The sequence below is a fragment of the Nonomuraea sp. NPDC049714 genome (genome assembly GCF_044465295.1).
In the GTDB taxonomy this organism is placed as follows: domain Bacteria; phylum Actinomycetota; class Actinomycetes; order Streptosporangiales; family Streptosporangiaceae; genus Nonomuraea.
The window spans coordinates 16,455-35,497 of sequence record NZ_JBITLM010000005.1; the positions used below are offsets into that span (position 1 = coordinate 16,455).

13 protein-coding genes and 1 pseudogene are annotated in these 19,043 nt (G+C 65.0%); 6 read left to right on the top strand and 8 right to left on the bottom strand.

Annotated elements, in window-relative coordinates:
• Positions 1 to 146: 146 nt before the first annotated feature.
• Genes ACIBQX_RS20925 through ACIBQX_RS20935 form a run of 3 tightly spaced genes read right to left on the bottom strand, consistent with a single transcriptional unit; the run spans position 147 to position 1,826 of the window.
• Positions 147 to 992 (bottom strand): Scr1 family TA system antitoxin-like transcriptional regulator, encoded by an 846-nt coding sequence (locus ACIBQX_RS20925; protein ID WP_397006846.1) that lies wholly within the window; start codon positions 990 to 992, stop codon positions 147 to 149.
• A 26-nt stretch (positions 993 to 1,018) separates the two neighbouring features.
• Positions 1,019 to 1,609 carry a DUF6879 family protein gene (locus ACIBQX_RS20930; RefSeq protein WP_397006848.1) on the bottom strand — a complete coding sequence of 197 codons (591 nt, stop codon included), beginning with the start codon at positions 1,607 to 1,609 and terminating at the stop codon, positions 1,019 to 1,021.
• Positions 1,548 to 1,826: a hypothetical protein gene (locus tag ACIBQX_RS20935; RefSeq protein ID WP_336215042.1), complete on the bottom strand. Its 279-nt coding sequence runs from the start codon at positions 1,824 to 1,826 to the stop codon at positions 1,548 to 1,550. Before ACIBQX_RS20935 ends, ACIBQX_RS20930 begins: the two co-directional genes overlap by 62 nt.
• 294 nt (positions 1,827 to 2,120) lie before the next feature.
• On the opposite strand from ACIBQX_RS20935, the gene ACIBQX_RS20940 reads away from it, so the two are divergent.
• Positions 2,121 to 3,548: an XRE family transcriptional regulator gene (locus ACIBQX_RS20940; protein ID WP_397006850.1), complete on the top strand. Its 1,428-nt coding sequence runs from the start codon at positions 2,121 to 2,123 to the stop codon at positions 3,546 to 3,548.
• Between the two features lie 80 nt (positions 3,549 to 3,628).
• On the opposite strand, the gene ACIBQX_RS20945 is transcribed toward ACIBQX_RS20940, so the two are convergent.
• From ACIBQX_RS20945 to ACIBQX_RS20965, 5 genes are all read right to left on the bottom strand, one after another.
• A complete protein-coding gene (locus ACIBQX_RS20945) occupies positions 3,629 to 4,012 on the bottom strand; it encodes an SSI family serine proteinase inhibitor (RefSeq protein ID WP_397006852.1) in 384 nt (127 codons plus the stop codon).
• Positions 4,013 to 4,586: 574 nt separating this feature from the next.
• Complete coding sequence (locus ACIBQX_RS20950) at positions 4,587 to 7,808, bottom strand: type I restriction endonuclease subunit R (RefSeq protein WP_397006854.1); 3,222 nt, start codon at positions 7,806 to 7,808, stop codon at positions 4,587 to 4,589.
• The gene (locus ACIBQX_RS20955) at positions 7,805 to 9,085 is read right to left on the bottom strand and encodes a restriction endonuclease subunit S (RefSeq protein WP_397006856.1); all 1,281 of its coding nucleotides are present in this window, start codon (positions 9,083 to 9,085) and stop codon (positions 7,805 to 7,807) included. The genes ACIBQX_RS20950 and ACIBQX_RS20955 overlap by 4 nt, the downstream gene beginning before the upstream one ends.
• A 68-nt stretch (positions 9,086 to 9,153) precedes the next feature.
• Complete coding sequence (locus ACIBQX_RS20960; RefSeq protein ID WP_397006858.1) at positions 9,154 to 10,860, bottom strand: type I restriction-modification system subunit M; 1,707 nt, start codon at positions 10,858 to 10,860, stop codon at positions 9,154 to 9,156.
• Positions 10,861 to 10,877: 17 nt separating this feature from the next.
• Positions 10,878 to 12,875 carry a hypothetical protein gene (locus tag ACIBQX_RS20965; protein WP_397006860.1) on the bottom strand — a complete coding sequence of 666 codons (1,998 nt, stop codon included), beginning with the start codon at positions 12,873 to 12,875 and terminating at the stop codon, positions 10,878 to 10,880.
• 235 nt (positions 12,876 to 13,110) lie between these two features.
• Between ACIBQX_RS20965 and ACIBQX_RS20970 the strand changes: the two genes are divergently transcribed.
• The 5 genes and pseudogenes from ACIBQX_RS20970 (at position 13,111) to ACIBQX_RS20990 (ending at position 18,862) form a co-directional block, all read left to right on the top strand.
• Positions 13,111 to 13,662: a hypothetical protein gene (locus tag ACIBQX_RS20970; RefSeq protein WP_397006862.1), complete on the top strand. Its 552-nt coding sequence runs from the start codon at positions 13,111 to 13,113 to the stop codon at positions 13,660 to 13,662.
• A gap of 1 nt (position 13,663) precedes the next feature.
• Entirely contained in the window at positions 13,664 to 15,325 is a 1,662-nt protein-coding gene (rmuC, locus tag ACIBQX_RS20975; RefSeq protein WP_397006864.1) for a DNA recombination protein RmuC, read from the top strand.
• Positions 15,326 to 15,778: 453 nt separating this feature from the next.
• The gene (locus tag ACIBQX_RS20980; protein ID WP_397006866.1) at positions 15,779 to 16,591 is read left to right on the top strand and encodes a hypothetical protein; all 813 of its coding nucleotides are present in this window, start codon (positions 15,779 to 15,781) and stop codon (positions 16,589 to 16,591) included.
• Between the two features lie 34 nt (positions 16,592 to 16,625).
• A complete protein-coding gene (locus ACIBQX_RS20985; protein WP_397006868.1) occupies positions 16,626 to 17,762 on the top strand; it encodes a helix-turn-helix domain-containing protein in 1,137 nt (378 codons plus the stop codon).
• Between the two features lie 205 nt (positions 17,763 to 17,967).
• Positions 17,968 to 18,862: pseudogene (locus ACIBQX_RS20990) on the top strand (IS5 family transposase).
• Positions 18,863 to 19,043 lie beyond the last annotated feature (181 nt).

Genomic DNA, 19,043 nt, shown 5'->3' on the forward strand with positions numbered 1-19,043 from the left:
CGCTTGGGACATCTCAGCGACGTCCTGGAGGTGCTCGGTTGAAGCCATGGGGAGTCTTCCTGCCGATGGGGTGTTGGCCCGTCACCGGCACATTAGGCTCGCCCCTCTCGCTACCCCCAGCGGTGTGACGGTATGTGACAAGGGACCTACGGGAGCGTCTCGGTAGCGGCCTCGATGAGCTGCCGTGCACGCGGCCCGTAGACCGCGGTCTCGGCCATCGTCGCGAAGACCTGGGCGTACATCGCGATCTCATGCGGTTGAGTGATCGTCAGATAGCCCGACACCAGCTCGACGCTGACCTGCTCGCTGTCGAAGATCCAGAAGTCTTCAACGGGACGCGAGCCATCACGATCGGGCCCGCTGGGGATCACGCCGAGCGAAATGGAGGGCAGCGTGGAGATCTCACGCAGATGAGCGAGTTGGGCGGCGACGACCGCTGCCCCGCCCACGCCGGTTCTCAGCACGGATTCCTCGATCAAGAAGGCGAACGTCCGGCCGCCAAGGCGCAAGATGCGTTGGCGCTCCATCCGGACCGCGACCGCCGCGTCCACGTCGTCGACGATTCCCCGTCGCCGGGCGACGGCCTGGAGCAGGACGCGCGTCGTTGCCTCGGTCTGGATCAGGCCAGGGACCACCCAGGAGGAGTAGGCGCGGAACATCCTGGTGCGCTCGAAGAGGGGACGTACCGCCTCTTGGGGTCGGCGGAGCCCGGCGCGTTCCATCCGACGCCACTCGATCCACATGCCTTCGACGGCATGCAAGGCGGCAACGAGATCGGCCGCCTTCTGTTCCGCGTCGCAGATCTGACACCACGTGCGGATGTCCTGGACGGATGGGGATCTGCGCGCATGCTCGATCTGGGAGATCTTCGTCCTGTCCCACCCGGCGGCGGCCGCGAGCGCGACCGCCGTCAGGCCGGCCTCTTCACGGAGTTCGCGGAGTTCTCTGGCAAGGGCCTGCCTTGCCTGCTGAGCGCTGGATGACGTGGACATATACGCAGGTTGGGGGCGACGTCGGATTACTTCAGCTCATAGTCTTCATGAGGGATCGCGCGTTCCCACACGGCCTCGAAGGCCGCGGCGCACAGCTTGATCACGCTGGGTTCGGCGCGGAGTTCCTTGTCCCCGGACGAGCCGTCCCCAGCGAAGTGGTTGAACAGCACCGCCCTGTCGTCGAACAGCCAGAAGTCGTTACCGGGCAGGCACAGGTCCGAGGCGTGCCTGCGAGGCAGCCACCGCACCAACTCGCCGGAGCCGATGTTGAGGCGTGCCGTCAGCGCGTGCTCGTACCGGATGTAGTCGGTCACGGGCTCAGAGACGATCCTCGCGCGCCGTACGACCACCCCACGAGCCGCCATTCCACCGACCAGCTCCCCCCATTCGGGCCACCGTTCGAGGGGGTCGAACATGTCGCCGCCCCGCCATCGCAGGTAGTCAGGGTCGGCAGGCGTGTACGCATCCCGCATCTCCAGATGCACCGCCGACGAGGTGCACCCCCGCATCAGGTCGATGAAGGACTGCGGCACCGGCGCCGTCGACATGGCGCGGTCAGGCGGCACCGGCGACGCCGTGCCGGCCTGGCCCTTGGCGACCGCGTTCGTATCTACCACTGACGGCCTCCAGAATGATCGACGCCATGATCGGCGGGAGCTTGACGACGGACTCGTGCGCGCCGATGGGGCTGTGGGCCGCCACCTCGGCGAGCGCGACGGGGTCCGTCACCGTTTCGCCCTGGAACCAGAACTCGCCGGTGTCCTCATCGACGTACACCGCCGGGCACTCGTTCACCGGGGTGTTGGGAGTGATACCTACGAAACTTAGCCGCATCGTGCCCTCCGCTGTCGGGTGTGTGACCAAACGTGACCAGGGCAGCTCTCAGCTTCACCCGTCCCCATGCCGAGGATCAAGGGGGTTGTCCGGCCTGCCGGGTTCTCCTCCGCCATGAGCTGTCGTCTCCTGGCCCCACCCCGATGGTCCGCGCGTACGACGGCCACGTCATTGCGCTTGGCGGCGAGCGTCATTGCGGGCAGGGGTCAATGTTGGACGTTGTGGCTGTCCACGCTCGTGTCTCTGAGTTACGGTGCAGTCCCAGACAGGTAGCGCACCTCGGAGGCACGGAAAATGCCAGCGGTCACTCGAGCGCGGCGTACCGAGATCCAGCGCGAAGCGGCGCGGATCCGCCAGCGGGGCCAACTGGACCGCTTTCCGGTCGAGCGCATCGTCACCGCGATGTGTTCGGCCATCCCGGAAGTGTCCGCTCTGGAGGCGTGGCGGTTGGCATTGGGGTGGACGCGCACCGAGGCGGTTCAGCAGGTCGCCGAGCAGTACATCTCCGATGGGCTGCTGCCGCCTGGCCTGTCCCAGCAGCAGCTCTGCCGATTCGAGCATGGACAGGACAGGCCGGGAGGCGAATACGCGACCATGCTCGCCCGCGCGTACGGGGCTGACCCGGCGCAACTTGGGCTCACGATCTGCGGCTGCAACCTCGCCAACGGTCATGTTGATCTCGGGTACGGTCAGCCTCATAAGACTCCGACCGCTTGGGGCGTACCCCCATATGAGGTGGAAACGATGAGCACAGCCGCCGGGCTACCTGCCGTCCGCGAGTCTCTCCACCTTGCCGTCCTCGAACATCCCGAAGGCGGGACCGTCGTGGTGGAGGTGGCCGAAGCCGCCGTCACCCACTACGCGCTGAACTACTCCAAGCACCCACCGGCCATCCTGTTCAGCGAGGTCCACACCGCCCGTAGCCTGCTCATGAATCCCATGGCGGCCGTCTCCAGGCAATCCAGTGGCGTCGAGCTGCGCCGCCTGCTGGGGTGGATGTCCGCCCTGCTCGGCAACCTGGCGTTCCACCTGGGAGATCATTCAGGCGCGCGAACGCATCTGCTGACGGCCACCCACCTCGGCAGCAGCACAGGTGATCAACGCTTGACCGCCTGGGCGTACGGGGCGCAGAGCATGACCACCCGCGCACACGGCAACCCCGAAGACGCCCTGCACCTGGCTGAACAGGGGGTGACGCTCGCGGTGGACAATCTCCAGCGGGCGCAACTCCTTGCCTGGGGGAAGTTGCCGGCCTTGGCCGCCCAAGGCCGATCCGACGACGCGAACGCCACCCTGACCGAGGCCTCTCGGGCGCTCGAAACCGCACCAGGCGAATCACCTGGCCGCTTCGGGTTCGACATCGCCGAATTCCGACTTCACGCGGCCGAGTCCCATCTTGGACTCGGGCACCTCGACGAAGCAGCCGCCCAGGCGAACGCGTCCGTCGAAGCCTGCCAACCCGACACTCCAGGATGGGCCGCAGCCACGCTGGTGCTGGCCCAAGCCGAGGCACCTCGTCACCCTTCCGACGCTGCCCAGCGAGCACTGGATATCCTCCGCCGAGTTCCGGCGCACAGGCTCCGGGCCACCGCGCGCACGCGCCTGACCGCTCTGAGCCACTCGTTGGCGAACGTCGACGCGAGCGACGTGTCCGATCTCGCTGAGCGCGTACGGTCTTTGCCCGCGCACATCGACCCTCAAGGCGGAGCCGCAACAGCGTAGGCGTCTGGGGTGTGCATCCCCCGGGGGTCGGCGAGCTCTAGTCGTCACCGCGAACGAGGTCGGCGGCGTAGAGAGGAGCTTCAGAAGCGGAAGATGGGTCCTGTCCTGGCGTCGAGCATGCAGGCGTTGGAGTAGGTCTTTTGCCATCCGATGGGTCGATTCCGCCACAAGCCGTTCATGGTCGCGGTGACCGGGTCATACTCCTTGCTGCAGGATCGCGGGTTACCGGGGAGACGGTCGAAGTCTCCATCCACAGCATCGACGATGGCGCAGGTGATCTCGCCGTATGGATGCTGGTCAGCACGATCCGGGCATTGAATCGCTATCGCGCTGAGCGAGGTGTTTCCGTGGGACGAGACAGCCAGGAAGAGCACATTCGGCTTCAAGGACGCATGGGCCGGCAGCACGGCGAAGACGAGACCAGCGCCAAAACCGACACAGGCAACAGAAAAGGACAGGCGCATGTACGCTCCAAGCACCTCGGAAGCTATTGGTAGTCGTAAAGTTACAGTCCGCTACTAGCAGGTGTCTGGTACTCCTTCGGTAAGCCTTATGAGACTGATCGAGCAGCGCGCAAAGGGCTATTCATAATTCAGTCCTCTCCACACTTCGGAGGACCGCACCCGTTGCCCTTCCCGACTACAACACCCGCAGCATCAACGCGTCGATTCCTCCAGACGCCTGCTCGCTGGATCCGGCGCTTCCTTGGCGTGGAGCGCTGCGTATGCGGCGTCCGACAGGTACCGTCAGCGCGTGGATGCGCCTGCTGAGCGGATCGCCTTGTTCCTCACCGTACGGAACGTGCTTTACGGAACAGACGGTGCCCACGACGCTGGCACGTTGATGACGCTCGGACGCGACTGCTGGCCAAATCCCCCTACCTGATCGGTGGTTTCCGGGCGCTTGGCTACCAGGCCAGCAAGTCCGGTGGCTGTATCACCTGTCTGGCCGGCCAGCGGAGGTACAGCTACTGCCGTCATGGGAGCGTTTTGACGTGATACAGGGCCTGCGGCGGCCACTCCTTCACCTGAGAAGAGGTCACGTAGCCCTGCCGCCCTTGGACCAGATATCGGCGAAGTGCTCCATTTGCCGGATGACCAGGTCTATGGCCTTCGCTTCCTGGTCGGGTGGGTAGTTATAGCGCGCCAGGAGTCGTTTGATCGTGGCCCGGAGACGAGCGCGAACCGGTTCTCGTGCGATCCAGTCCTTCTTGAGGTTGGCCTGCACCTGCGCGACGAGATCTCGTGCAATGGTGGCGAGCACCTCGTCGCCCATCAATTCTCGGGCTGTGCCGTGGTCGGCCACCGCGTCGTAGAAGGCGAGTTCGCGCCAGTCGAGTTTCGGGTTGAAGCGCTCACCGCGCCGATGGTCGCTGGCGATCTCCTTGGCCAACTCCACCAGTTTGGCGATGATCTCCGCGCTGGTGAGCTGCTCGCGCATGTAGCGGTACATCAAGTCCTGAAGCCGCTCAGAGAACGTTGCCCTGCGCACGATGTTGTGCTTGGTGACCTCCCGCATCTTCTTGTTGATCAGACGGCGCAGCGCTTCCGCGGCCAGGTGCGGGGTCTTGCTCTGCGCCAGTTTGGCCACCAGCGCGTCATTGAGGTGGGTGAGGTCGGCCGTCTCCAAACCCGCTTCCGCGAACAGATCGGTCACGCCCTTCGTCTCCACCACGGCGGAGGTCAACTGGGCGAGGTAGAGCTCCACGTCCCGGGTGACGGGCAGGCCGCGCGCCTCGCGGTCCATGGCGTCCAGCTTGGCCATGTAGGCGCGGACCTCCACGAAGAACTGGATGTCGCGCCGCCAGTACGGGTTGCCTGGGAAGCGCTCGGCCAGGTTGGCCGCGTTGGCGGTGAGCGCGAAGAAGCGCTCCAGCCGGTGGGCGTGCTCGCGGAAGCGATACCAGGGGGTCTGCTTGACGTCTTCGGCCTTCTTGGACTTCAGCAGGTACTCCGCGACCGCGAGAGCCGCGTCGATGAAGGCAGTCTTGCTCGGTACGGCAAGCAGTTCCCGCCACTTGGGGCCATCGCGCAGGATGCCGTCGATGATGTCGTACTCGTTGCGCAACTCGTCCAGCGCCCGGTCCAGGTCCTGACCGAGGGTCTGGTCCTGCTGGTCGGCCGCAGAGTATTCGGCGATGGCCGCCTGGAGTTTCTCGGTCAGCGGGGCGTACCCGACCAGCAGGCCGTCCTCCTTGCCGCGGAAGCGGCGGTTTACCCGGGCCAGGGCCTGCATCAGGGTGGCGCCCCTGAGCGGCCGGTCCAGGTACATGGTGTGGATCGGCGGGGCGTCGAAGCCGGTCAGCAGCATGTTGTTGACGATGAGCAGTTGTAGTTCGTCGTCGAGGTTCTTGGCCCGGTTGATGACGGCCTTGCGCTGGGAGTCGCGTAGGGCGTGGGCGCGCAGGTGCTCGGGGTCCTTCCTGGAGTCCGACGAGAATACGATCTTCATGACGCCCTTGGCCGGGTCGTCGTGGTGCCACTCGGGGCGGAGCTTGCGCAACTCGTCGTAGACACGGACACAGATGTCCCGGGTCGCGCAGACGATCATCGCCTTACCCGGCGAGCCGGTCTCCGAGGCGCCCACGAAGGGCTGCATCCGCTCGTGCCGCACTTCCCAATGCGCGACCAGGTCAGCGACCAGGTCACGAATGCGGGCGGGTGCGCCGTACATCGCGTTCATGGTGGCGACGTGCTGCTCGATGCGCTGTCGCTCGGTCTCGTCCAGGCCATCGGTGATCCGGTTGGCCTCCGCATCGATCGTCTCCGGGTTGGTCCTGCCGTCCAGGACCAGCTCGACGACGCGGCTCTCGTGGTAGACCTTGACCGTCGCGCCGTCGTCAGCGGCTCGCTTCAGGTCGTAGACGTCGATGTAGTCGCCGAAGACATCGCGGGTATTGCGGTCCGCTTCCGAGATCGGGGTGCCGGTGAAGGCGAGCATGGTGGCGTGCGGGAGCGCGTCGCGCAGGTGCCGAGCGTAGCCGTCCAGGGCATCGTAGTGGCTGCGATGTGCCTCATCCACGACGACGATGATGTTGCGGCGCTCTGAGAGCAGCGGGTGATCCGTGCCTGATTCTCTCTCCTCCTTGGTCTTACCGAACTTCTGCAAGGTGGTGAAGAGGATGCCGCCGGTCCGCTTGGTGGTGAGCTCTTCGCGCAGTTCGGCGCGGGAGAGGATCTGCTGAGGCTCCTCCGGAAGGATCTCGCTTTCCTGAAAGGTGGAGTAGAGCTGGTCGTCGAGATCGTTCCGGTCGGTGATGACGATGATCGTCGGATTCAGTAGCAGCGGATCACGCATGATCAGGTTGCTGGTCAACACCATCTCTTCGGACTTGCCCGACCCTTGGGTGTGCCAGACCACCCCCGCTCTGCCGTCGGTCTCCGCGGCCTTTCGTACGGCTTGCACGGCGTGCGTGACCGCGAAGAACTGGTGCGGTTTGGCGATGCGCTTCACCCGCTTCGAGGGCACAAAGTTGATGAAACGCTCCACGATGCGGAGAAAACGGGCCTGGGTGAAGAGGCCGTGGAGGGCGAGCGTCTGGGCCGGCTCGCGGAAGGAGTCGACGCGCTTGCCCTCCGCGTCCAGATTCCATGGTGCGTAGTGCTCGAACGCGGTGAACGGGGTGCCGTACTTGGCCGTGATGCCGTCCGATAGGAGTACGACCGCGTTGTAGCGGAAGGCGGTGGGGAACTCGCTGACGTACCAGCCGATCTGGGCGTGAGCGTTCTCCAGGGTGGAGTTCTCGTCGCCGCCGCGCTTGATCTCCAGTACGGCGAGCGGCAGCCCGTTGACGTAGAGGACGAGGTCGAAGCGGCGGTTGTGCTCGCCCCGGATGACGGTGACCTGGCGGTGAGCGCGATACGTGTTGTTGCCGGGGGTGGTGAAGTCGATCAGACGGATGGTCGGGTTGTGGCTCCCGCCGAACTGGTCGGTGTAGGTGACGCTCCTGATGCCCTCGACCAGGTTCCGGTGGGCGGCCCGGTTCTCCTCGTAGGTGTCCTTGGAGTGAACGCGAGTGGCATGGTCCATGGCGTCCCGGACCCCCTCTGGGGGGAGGGCAGGGTTGAGACGCTCGATCGCCTCTCGCAGGTCCGGGTAGAGGATGAGATCGTCCCAGGACTTGCGGTGACCCGAACCGGGGGTGAACTCGTTGCCGTGAGCGGGCTCCCAGGCGAGTTCGGCCAATTCGTCGTGGGCGAGGATCTCCCAGTCGGCTTCTAGAGGGCGGAAGTCGGATTTTGAGGGGCGAGGAGGGGTCACGTCATATCCTCGACAATCTTTTCGGCATCCCGGACTCGGAGGCGACCGGACAGGAGTTGAGGGAGCAGGGTGTCACGGAGTTCCATCAAGGCGCGATTTTCGCTGGTTCGTATGGCGATACTGTCGCTCAAGGAGTTCAGCATGCCAGACAATTCCTCCCAGCGACTGGGGGAAGGAAGCTTGATCGGCCACGAAGCGAGGTCGTTGATAGGGATCCGTTCCACGGTAGCCCCGTGAATGGCCCTCTTAGTGATCTCGCTCTGAAAGTTTTTGCTTAGGTAGGCGCAGAGCAGGACAGAGCCAGCAAGCTGCGGCCTCTTTGTCCGGAGAAGTCCCATGCGTCGCCCCAGAGACGCGCGTATTTCGGGCAGCATCAGGGCCGCATCGCCAAGCCGAGTCTCATATGAGAACAGTACGTCGCCTGCTTGTGGCTGGACTCGTCGCGTCCAGCGCGGGAAGTCCTCTTCGCTCAGATGGGCGGATTCGCTCAGATCGAGCAATCCCCGATTTAGGCTACTGATACTGAGGAACCAAGGCCCACTTTCGGTCTTCTTGGGCGTAGCGTGTGGACCATCGAAGATCTCTGCCACGTCCCCCAGGGTGAACTCTTCATCTGGGGTTGAGTTTTCGTAGAGAGCGTTCGCAAGATCCATCGAATGGGAGCGGACACGCTCGTTGACAGCGATCTTGCCATCCAAAGACGTGAGAATTTCGACAATCGCATCCTGCTCGCGACGCTCGGGGATGCAGACATGGAACGCCTTCGCCTCGGGATAATACACCGTCTGATGAGTGGTGCCGTGAGCAAAACGCCTGATGGCTTCTTGTTCTGCGACAAGGATGTAGTGAAGATAACGTGAAGCTAGCCTCGGCCCACACACCCAATTGATAAAATCCTGACTTGTGGCCATAGGAACTCCCATGGTAATCACATAGCCGACCGACGCGGTGCGAGACAAGCAGACAGTCCCGCTCGGAAGGAGCCGAGCCGAAGAATTATCCAGACCAGCTTGCGTTATGGATTGCAGTGTTGTGTCGATCTCTAGGCCATGATTCCTGGTGGCATCCTTAATGCCAACCCATGGAATGCCGCCGTTCCAATATTCAGGATGCTTTCGACTTGGCGTGTGACCACTTTCGAGGCGGGCGTACGATGACAACATTACCCACCGAAAACCCTGAGGCGGAATCGTCCCCGGATTTCCGACACTCAGTGCGACATCTCCCGGGATCACTCCAGTGGTTGCGGCACGCCCACCAGTCCTAGTCATCTCCATCCTCCAGGTCCTCGACTACAGATTCGAGTTCGTTGCGGGCATATAGGTAATCACCGACTGCGGAAAGTTCACTCATCGCGCAAGGACGACTCGTCTACTCGCACGGTCTCCAACGCTCGGCGCTTAGTGTCGAACTTCTCGTAATGGCCTTGCTCGCCAGCAGTTCCGCCATCGAGCCTCCCCAACTGATCCCGAACGGTCCGCGCCAGCTCGTCCGACTTGTCGAAGAGCTGGAACAGCTCCTTCTTCAGCCCTGCAATCTTCTCGGCCAGTGCCTCGGCGTCCTCCTCCTCGGCCTCGACCGCCCCCACATACCGGCCAGGCGTGAGCGCGTAGTCGTGCGACCGTACGGTCTCCAGATCGGCTGAGAAGCAGAAGCCGGGCTCGTCCGCGTACTCCAGTCCGGCTGACCGGGCCGAAACCGTACCCCTCCATGCGTGATAAACCCCGGCGATCTTGGCCAGGTCGTCCTCGGTCAGGACCCGCTCGGTCCGGTCGATCATGGTGCCCATGTTCCGGGCGTCGATGAAGAGGATCTCACCGCGCCTTTCGGTCATCCGCCGGCCACCCTGCGGGGTCTTGTCACGGGTCAGGAACCACAGGCAGGCCGGGATCTGTGTCGTCCGGAAGAGCTGCGGCGGCAGCGCAACCATGCAGGCCACCAGGTCATGCTCGATCAACTGCTTGCGGATCTCGCCCTCGCCGTTCTGCTGCGAGCTCATCGACCCGTTGGCCAGAACGATCCCAGCCGTACCACGCTCACCCAGTTTGCTGATCATGTGCTGGAGCCAGGCGTAGTTGGCGTTGTTCGCCGGGGGCACACCGTACTTCCAGCGGGGGTCCTCGACGTTGCGGGGCCAGTCCTTGATGTTGAACGGCGGGTTGGCCAGGATGAAGTCGGCCTTGAGGTCAGGGTGCTTGTCGTCGTCGAAGGTGTTGCCCCAGCGCGGTCCGAGGTTGCCGTCGATACCGTGGATGGCCAGGTTCATCTTGGCCAGTCGCCAGGTCCGCTCGTTGAGTTCCTGCCCGAAGACCGAGATGTTCGACTTCTGGCCCGCGTGCGCCTCGATGAACTTGCCCGCCTGGACGAACATGCCGCCCGAACCGCAACACGGGTCATAAACGCGGCCCTCGTACGGCTCCAGGATCTCCACCAGTAGTCGAACCACGCTGGCGGGGGTATAGAACTCTCCGCCCTTCTTACCTTCGGCCCGGGCGAAGTTGCCCAGGAAGTATTCGTAGACCTCTCCCAGCACGTCCTGCGCTCGGCGGTCGCCGTACCCGGAGAATTTGGCGTTGTTGATGAGGTCGACCAATCCCGCGACGATCTTCTGGTCGACCCGGTCCTCGTTGAAGACCTTGGAGAGGGTGCCGGTCAGTGCGGCGTTCTCCCGCATGATGGTGTCCAGGGCGTTGTTGAGCAGCTCGCCCACGCTCTGCGTCTTGGCCTTGCCCGAGATCCACGACCAGCGTGCCTCCTCGGGCACCCAGAAGATGTTGTGGCCGGTGTATTCGTCCTTGTCCTCCAGGAACTCCGCCTGCCGCTCCTCAGGCATGCCCTCGTCGGCCAACTCCTTGGCCAGAGCCGTACGTCGCTCGTCGAAAGCGTCTGAGACGTACTTGAGGAAGATCAACTCAAGGACGAACTCCTTGTACTGAGCGGCGTCCAGGGAACCGCGCAGCTTGTCGGCGGCCTTCCACAGCAGGTCGCGAATCTCCTTGGCCGAGGATGCGGTGAACAGCTCCGCCTGGTTGGCGCGCTTGGCAGGGGGCATGGGACGGTCGTCTCCTTCTAGATGATCGTGAGCGTGCCGTCGGCCATACCGGCGGCGGTGAGCTGATCAAGGGCGGCTAGAGTCGCGGCTCGCTTCCGCAGGAGCGACTCCAGCCGGTCCATCTCGGCCAGAAGAGTGTCGTACCTTTCGGCCTCGTCGGAGGCGAGTTCCGGGATAAGAAGCTCCTCCAGTCGCCGCGGCACTCGCAGCGCGCCCTCCACCCTGCGATGCTCGGCCGCGGCGGCGCGCAGCAGGGCGGCCAGCACCCGGGGCCGCACCGGGTGCTCGGCATCTGGTCGTACCCGCAGGATGCGGGCCGGGAAGGCCACCACGGAGGAGCCCTCGGAATCGACCAGGGCGCCCAGCTCCGGGTTGGCGGTGATCACGATGTCGCCGGGTCGGGTGAGCGCCCCGTGCTCGAAGGCTTGGGTGAAGGCCAGCAAATCGATGCGGTGTCCGCCCAGCGGCGCCCGGCCGAGCACCTCCTCAGGTGTGATCACGGTCAGGTCGCCATCGGCGCTGAGGTGCTCGTCCTTGACCCGATGACCAGGAACCTTGCGTATCCGGCGCTCCTTGAGCATGCGGGCGACGCTGGTCTGCACGGCCTGGTCGCCCTGCCGTTCGATGGCTCGGACGCGGAGCACGGCCGGCTCCTGGCGCATCAGCTTGGCGAATTCGATCTCCAGCTCCGCGATACGAGCCGGCCGCTCCCGCACCGCCGCGGTGTGCCGGGTCTCGCGCGGCCGGTGTCGTGGGGTGAGAGCGGTGCCGGGTCCGTCGTTGAGGACCTGGATGGGAAGGATCACGCCGTGCCGTACGGCATGCCGGCGATCCTCGTTCCAGCCGGCGGCCCGGAAGATGTCGACGTCGGCCACCAGCGTGTCGACCAACTGCTCGCTGAGCGGGATGGAGGACAGGTCCGCCAGTAACACCAAGCCGGTACGACGCTTCTCCGGCGTGCGGGACAGCACCCACACGGCCGTCCGGTAACCGGGGCGATGGCGGAATACACCCTCAGGAAGACTGACCACCGCCTTGAGCAGACCCTCGGTGAGGAACCAGCGGCGAAGCAAATCAGCGTCTTCATGCGGTCCGAGCGGCTGGGCCAGGGCATCGGCCGGTCCCAGCACGACGGCGACGCGGTCCTGGTCGAGCCAATCGACGAGATTGGCGATGCGGGTCAGCACCAGGTGAGCCCGGCGGGTCTCCGCAGGCTCATAGGGCAAGGCGCAGACCACGAGGTCAGGATCCCCCCAGCCGTCGATGTTCGGCTCGTGACCGTCGGCGACATCGAAGTGCAGATCCGTGAGACCGTGAACGAACATCCGGCGACGGGTCAGCCGGGCCATGGCAGGATCCGGATCGGCGGCAACGAAGGAGGGCCCGGGCGCGTGCTCGTGCACCGACGCCAGCAGTCCACCGGTCCGGACATGCGGCATGACGACGATGCTCCCCTCGGAGAGGGTCGCGGCTCCGGAGAGCTGAGCGAGCATCCGCGAAACCAACGGCGCCGGCTCATCGACGACCATCTGCCCGGCGCCCAGATGGTGACACTTGTCCAGCACCCACTCGAACGCCTCGGCGGTTGTGTAGGCGGCGTCGACCAGGTCATCGGCCAAGCCGGCAAGTTCGGTGCCGTTGTCCGCAGGAAGCACACTGAGCTCGGCCAGGAGATGGGCGTCGTCGAAGTCAACGCGGGCGGCGTGCCGTACCAGCGCATCCCAGGAAGTAGCGCTCAACGGCCCGTCCAGGTGATGGCGCAGGCAGATCAGGGAGGTGAGCGTGGCGACAAGGGCAGAGGCGGGCAGGCGGTCGCGCCAAGCACTCAGGCTGTAGAGGGCCGACTCGGTCCGTAGCGTGCCGGGGTCGGCGTTGCCGCGTCCTGTTTCCAGCAGCCAGGACACCACCTGTTCGCTGTCGAACAGGGGCCGGCCGCGGTCGCGGGAGATGGGCTGGGGGAAGTCGATGTAGCGGCGAGCCCAGGTCGTGGCGACGGGGCGCTCGACTTTGGCCAAGCTTGCGATCTCAGCGAAGGAGATCAGGGAGCGTCGCCGCTCAGCCATGGCGTTCCCCCGTCTCGACAGTCGTTTGTGGTGGCGATCATCACTGTACATCTGCGCCCGATTTTGTCCACAACAAATGTTGATAAGGGGGGTTATCGCCTCGAATTCAGCGATCGTCAAGGAGCTTGGGACACAGTTCTCTCACCAACACCTTCGGGCTCGACGTCCGACCGCGAGAGGACTCGACATGGCTCATTACAACCCCGGACCGGGCTTCACCCCACAGCAGCCGTACCCCCAGCCCGGCATGCAGGCCAACGCGCCGATCTACCCGCCACAGCCGATACGTCGCGGCCGGCGATGGCTCGCCTACGGCCTGACCGCCTTCGTTTCTCTGTTCCTCGGGATCGGCATCGGTGCGAGCGGCGACGCGGAGACCAGCGCGGCTGGGCCGCGCCCAACCGTCACGGTGACCGAGACGGAGCAGGCCGAGCCCGCGACCACCGTCACCGAGACTGTCACCGTCGAGCCAGAGCAGGCGGCGGAAGAGGAGAGCGGCCCGCGTACCACTATCCCCGGCGACGGTCAGTACCTCGTCGGCGAGGACATCAAGCCCGGTACGTACAAGACCGCAGGCACCGACGGCTTCAACTGCTACTGGGCGCGGCTGAAGAACGCCTCCGGAGAGCTAAGCGCCATCATCGCCAACGACAACGTCAGCGGTCAGACGAGGGCGACCCTCAAGAAGGGTGAGTACTTCGAGACCAAGGGCTGCCAGGACTGGAAGCAGGTCGGTTGAGATGCTGTCCATAGCACCCGTATATCTCGTCGGGTTGGCGCTCCTGCTTACGCTGGTCAGCGCCACGATCGCGTACCTGTTCGCCCGCAGCCGCACCGCTGACCAGCGCACCGCTCTGAAGGTCGCCGAAGAGCAGCGGAACCAGGCCTCCAAGCGTGCGGATGCCCTACTCGCGGAGCGAGACACGGCTCAGCGGCAGCTCGCCGAGCTGAGGCAGACGCACACCACTGCACTAACCGAGCGTCAGGCTCTGGACGGACAGCTCGGCCGGCGCTCCGCCGAGCTGGAGGCGATTCGGAACGACTTCCGGAGGAAGGAAGCCGAGGCCCAACGCCTGCAGCTGACGCTCGAGGCTAAACAGGACGAGACTAAGGAGATCGAACGTCAGCTCCGCGAAGCCCAGCTCTCGATCGCGGCGTCGGAGGCCAGAGACACGGAGCTCCGCACGGAGATTCAAGACCTCAGGACTCAGCTCAGTGAGCTGAACATGCAGAAGCAGGCACTACTGGAGCAGGCTGCGTCGGTGCAAGCCGTCCGCCAAGAGCTCGATCAGACGCGCACGGACAACAACCGGCTCCTGGAGAAGACTCTGCGCGCGACCGCGGCCGACATGCTGAAGAAATCCCAGGACGAGCTGGTGACCAAGGCGGAAGCCACCTTGGGCGCGGTTAGCAAGCCGGTTCGCGACCAGTTGACGGAGATGTACCAGCAACTCAAGGAGTTCGCCAACACTCGTGTCGCGGCCGAGGCCACGCTGAACCAGCAGTTGGTGACTCTGACGGAGGAGGGACACCGAACCCGGAAAGAGACCCGTGCTTTGGTCGAGGCGCTCAAGAAACCACAGGTACGCGGGCAGTGGGGTGAGATGCACCTCAAAAGGGCTGTGGAACTGGCGGGACTCGTCGAACACTGTGACTTCGACACCCAAGTGCACTTCGCAGGCGACGAGAGCGCACTACGTCCCGACCTGGTGGTCCACCTGGCTGGCCGCAAGCATGTCGTCGTGGACGCCAAGGTTCCAATGGCCGCGTTCATGGCCGCGGTCGAGGCCGTTGAGGAAGCCGAGGTGAACAAGCACTGGGCTGACCACGCGCGGCATCTGCGCAAGCATGTGGATGCCCTCGGCGGCAAAGAGTACTTCCGGCAGGTCGCCGGCTCGCCGGAGTTCGTTGTGTTGTTCGTGCCCAGTGACGCCTTTCTCCAGCCGGCGCTGGAGAAGGATCCGTCTCTCCAGGAGTACGCGATCTCCAAGAACGTGCTGATCGCGACGCCGACCTCGCTGATCGGTCTGCTTCGGACCGTTGCGTTCGCTTGGACTCAGGCGGCGCTCCAGGACAACCTGCAGCAGGTTTACGAACTCGGCCGGGAACTGTACGAGCGGCTGTCGGTCATGGGTGGACACTTGAACGCCTTGGGCAAGTCCCTCGACCGGTCGGTCAAGGCCTACAACGACACGATCGGCTCGATGGAGGGACGGGTCATGGTCACGGCGCGCAAGTTCCAAACGCTCAAGGTCGTCGAGAGCCCCCTGCTCGAACTCAAGGCCGCCGAGCAGGCCACGCGGCCGCTCGGAAGCCCGGAGCTGGTGGAGTCGGCCAACGCCGCACCAGCTGTCCGGGCGCTCCCAGCAACCCCCGGCTCAGAAGATGCGGTCGCCGGCTGAAAGCAAAGTCGGTGCGACTTCCGTCCATCTCGCGAAGCCCTACAGCGCTGGTTCGATGCCGGCCCAATTTGAAGACTGTGGATCTTCATCGTCCGATAGAGATCAAGATCGGGACGATTCGCGGGGTCGTTGGAGTCCCGGCGAGCGATGGCCTTGACCCGATCGAAGTCTGAATCTCGGTGTGGTCCGTGAGCCTGTGAACCTTGACCTCATATCCGCTCGTAACCTTGCCCTGGTGGCAACCCCTCCCTGCTGCTCTTCTCCAGTTCCCGCCCTACTGGCAAGCGGATAGCAGGACGACGCTACAGAGGCTGAAAGGTCAAGGTTCAGGGAGGGCGGCAGTTCGCACACGAGAACCAACATCAACTCAGCTCGGATCGGGAGTATGATGCACAAAAGTAAAGTGACAGCGTCGATCTTGTGGAAAAGAACGAAGTCAGGATGGAGGGGTGGATGAGCGCGGAATCGTCCTTGTCAGGCTGGGCCCGTGAACGGTTCGGCGAGCGTGCCGACACCGTACGGCGGCAGCTTGCCGTCTCGTTGCTGGAAGCGGTGGGCAACGCCCAGGACGCCCAGCGCTCCTCGCTCAGCGACAAGAACTTCGCCTACGGCAGCGCCCTGATGACCCGCCGCTACGAGGCGCTCGTCGAGGGCTTCCGCAACGAGCCGGACTTCCAGATGATCCGGCCGTACGGCTCTCCGCACCACCTGGTGATCCTGAACGGCAACCTGCTGCTGCCGTTCCGTTATGCCAAGGACGACCGCACGCCGATCACCGAAGCCCGAGTCAGCGACGGTCGCATCTCCGCGCTCGTGCGCGAGCTGTTCGATCGCTTCAGCCCTGCGATCTCCTACCACCAGGAAGAGCTGGACCTGTCGGCGCAGGAGGAAACCGAGCGGGCCTCGGTCCGGGTCGAGCTGGAGCGGCTGCCCGCCGATACCCGCCTGATCCCGGTGGCCTACGCCGGCAACGCCCAGGCCGGCCTGCTCCGGCTGTACTGGGGCACGGCCGAACTGATCGACGAGTCCGGCCGGATCCGGTGGCTGCACTGCGAGCCGGTCCCGCTGACGGGTCTATCCGCCGGCCCCGCTGCCTCCCTACGGCACGCTCTGCCTTCCACCGCGGCCCGCTTCGACCACGGCTCGCTGCCCGACCTGGCGTTGCACGCCAGATCGCGGATCGAGCGGAAGAATGACACGATCTTCCCCGTCAGCAGCGAGACATCCGAGGAAACCGCGGTCACCGGCGACAATGAGCACCCCTGATCTCACCCGTCCCTTCAGTACCTCCATCGGCGCCATGCCCAGCGGGCCTAGCCCGCAGGCCGTCGCCGACGCCTTCGACTCGGCCCGGCTCACTCAGGCGCGGCAGCTGGCGGCGATGACCAAGAAGGACCTGGCCGAGCGCATCGGGGTGACCCCCGCGGCGGTCGGCCAGTACGAGACCGGCATGACCCGTCCTCGACCGGACCTCATCCCCCGCCTTGCCGACGCTCTCGGCGTGCCGACGGCCTTTTTCCTCACCGGCCGCCCCCACGGCAAACTCGACGGATCCACGGCGCACTTCCGCAGTCTGCGCTCCACCCGCGCCCACCAGCGCGCCAAAGCCGTCGCCTTCGTCGAACAGGTCTGGGAACTCACCTACGCGCTGGAGAAACAGGTCCGGCTGCCGCACGTGGACCTTCCAGGCTTCTCCGGCGGCGAGGTCCACTCCGGCGTCGAGGTGCCGCGTGAGCCGGCCCCGGCCGCCCGTGCCCTACGTCACCTGTGGGGGCTGGGCAGCGGGCCGGTCTCGCACATCGTGCGGCATATGGAAGCCCACGGCATCATCGTGGTCTTCCCGCCGCCCGACGAGGACGCCACCACTGTCGACGCCTTCTCCACCTCGCAACTGCCCCGACCCATCGTGGTGCTGACCGCCAACCGGTTCGACGACATCCACCGATACCGCTTCACCGCGGCACACGAGCTGGGCCACCTGGTCCTGCACGGCGACGCCGCCTCCGGCGACTCCCAGCAGGAGCGGGAGGCCGACGTCTTCGCCGCCGAGTTCCTCACCCCGAGGGACAGCATCCTGCCCGAGCTGCCTACTCGCCTGGACCTACGCCGCCTGGTGGCGCTCAAGCACACCTGGGGCGTGTCGGTCGACTCCCTGCTGTACCGCTGCCGCGAGGTCGGTCTGATCTCCGACTCCGCCGCCGGCCGTGCCTACCAACGTCTCAAGACCCTGCGCGACCAGCCCGGCTTCGCCCCCGAGCCGATCAGCGACTACCCCGGCGAGCAACCCGTACTCCTGCGCCAAGCTTTCGATCTGGCCATCGCCGAGACCGGTTTGACCATGGCGAAACTGGCCACCCAGCTTGCCTGGCACGTCCCCCGGGTCCGCGAGCTGCTGGGCGAATCGGACCAGCGTCCAACCCTGCGGGTCGTGTCATGAGCAGACTGTCAGTCGCAGCCACCAGACTCAGAACACTCCGCCAAATTGAACTCAGTAAGGCGACCCTCAGCACCACGCTTGGGTGACGCCGACCTGTTCTCACTGTTGGAAGTTCCCGAGCCGCTCGCAGCAGCTAGAGGGTGTCTGAAAAGGTCCGGGTGAGTCATGCTGAAGGGTGTCGGGGGCGTGAGCCTGGAGGCGTGTGATGGTTCCTCGGCGTCCGTACCCAACCGATCTGACCGATGCTGAATGGGAGCTGCTCGCTCCGCTGATTCCCGCTGCCAAGCCAGGTGGCCGGCCTGCCGTTCATGAGCGCCGGGAGATCGTGGATGCGCTGGCGTACTGGGTGCGGGCAGGCTGTGCATGGCGGCTGCTACCCCACGACCTGCCGCCGTGGCAGACGGTCTACCACTACTGGCGCACCTGGCGGATCGAGGGCCGCTGGGAACAGATCTTGGCCCGCTTACGCGAAGGCGATCGCCTCGGTGGCGGCCGTGACCCCACCCCCAGCGCCGGCATCATCGACAGTCAGAGCGTCCTGGCCACCGACCGCGGCGGCCTGCACGGCTACGACGGCGGCAAGAAAGTCCCCGGGGTCAAACGGCACCTGCTGGTCGACACGCTCGGCACCGTGCTCACCGCCTGCGTCAGCCCGGCGAGCGTCAACGATCGTGACGGCGCGGTCGTGCTCCTTTCCCGCGCCGGCGAGATCCTGCGGCGGCTGAAGCATGTCTGGGCCGATCAGGGCTATCGCGGGCAGGACTTCATCGGCTGGATCCTGGAGCAGTTCGACGTCACCTTGCAGATCGTCGCCCGGCGGGATGGCGGCTTCCGCTCCACCTGGGCCGGCGAAGACACCCCGCCACGACAAGTCCCCGCAGTTCGCCCTCGTACCCCGGCGATGGGTGGTCGAGCGCACCTTCGCCTGGCTGGGCAAGTATCGCCGCCTGGCCAAAGACTACGAATACCTGACAGCGACCTCCGAGAACGTCATCTACCTCACAATGAGCATGATCCTGCTGCACCGCTGGTTTCGACAGCGTGAAATGGGACCGATTGTCAGTCACTCTTGGGACCATTTAGCGATCACTCAGCCATGATCTGAAGGCGAGTCGTGGTACCACTCCGAAGCGGTCGTGGCTCTGGGCGCTTGCACATGCGATTCCCAGGCGCCCCATGCCGCATGACTTCTGACGGCGGTCCAAGCGTCAGCGGGTGTCCTCGCAGACCTTCCAGCCTCGCGCCGGGGTGGACCTGCAACGGAACCATTTCGTATGGTAA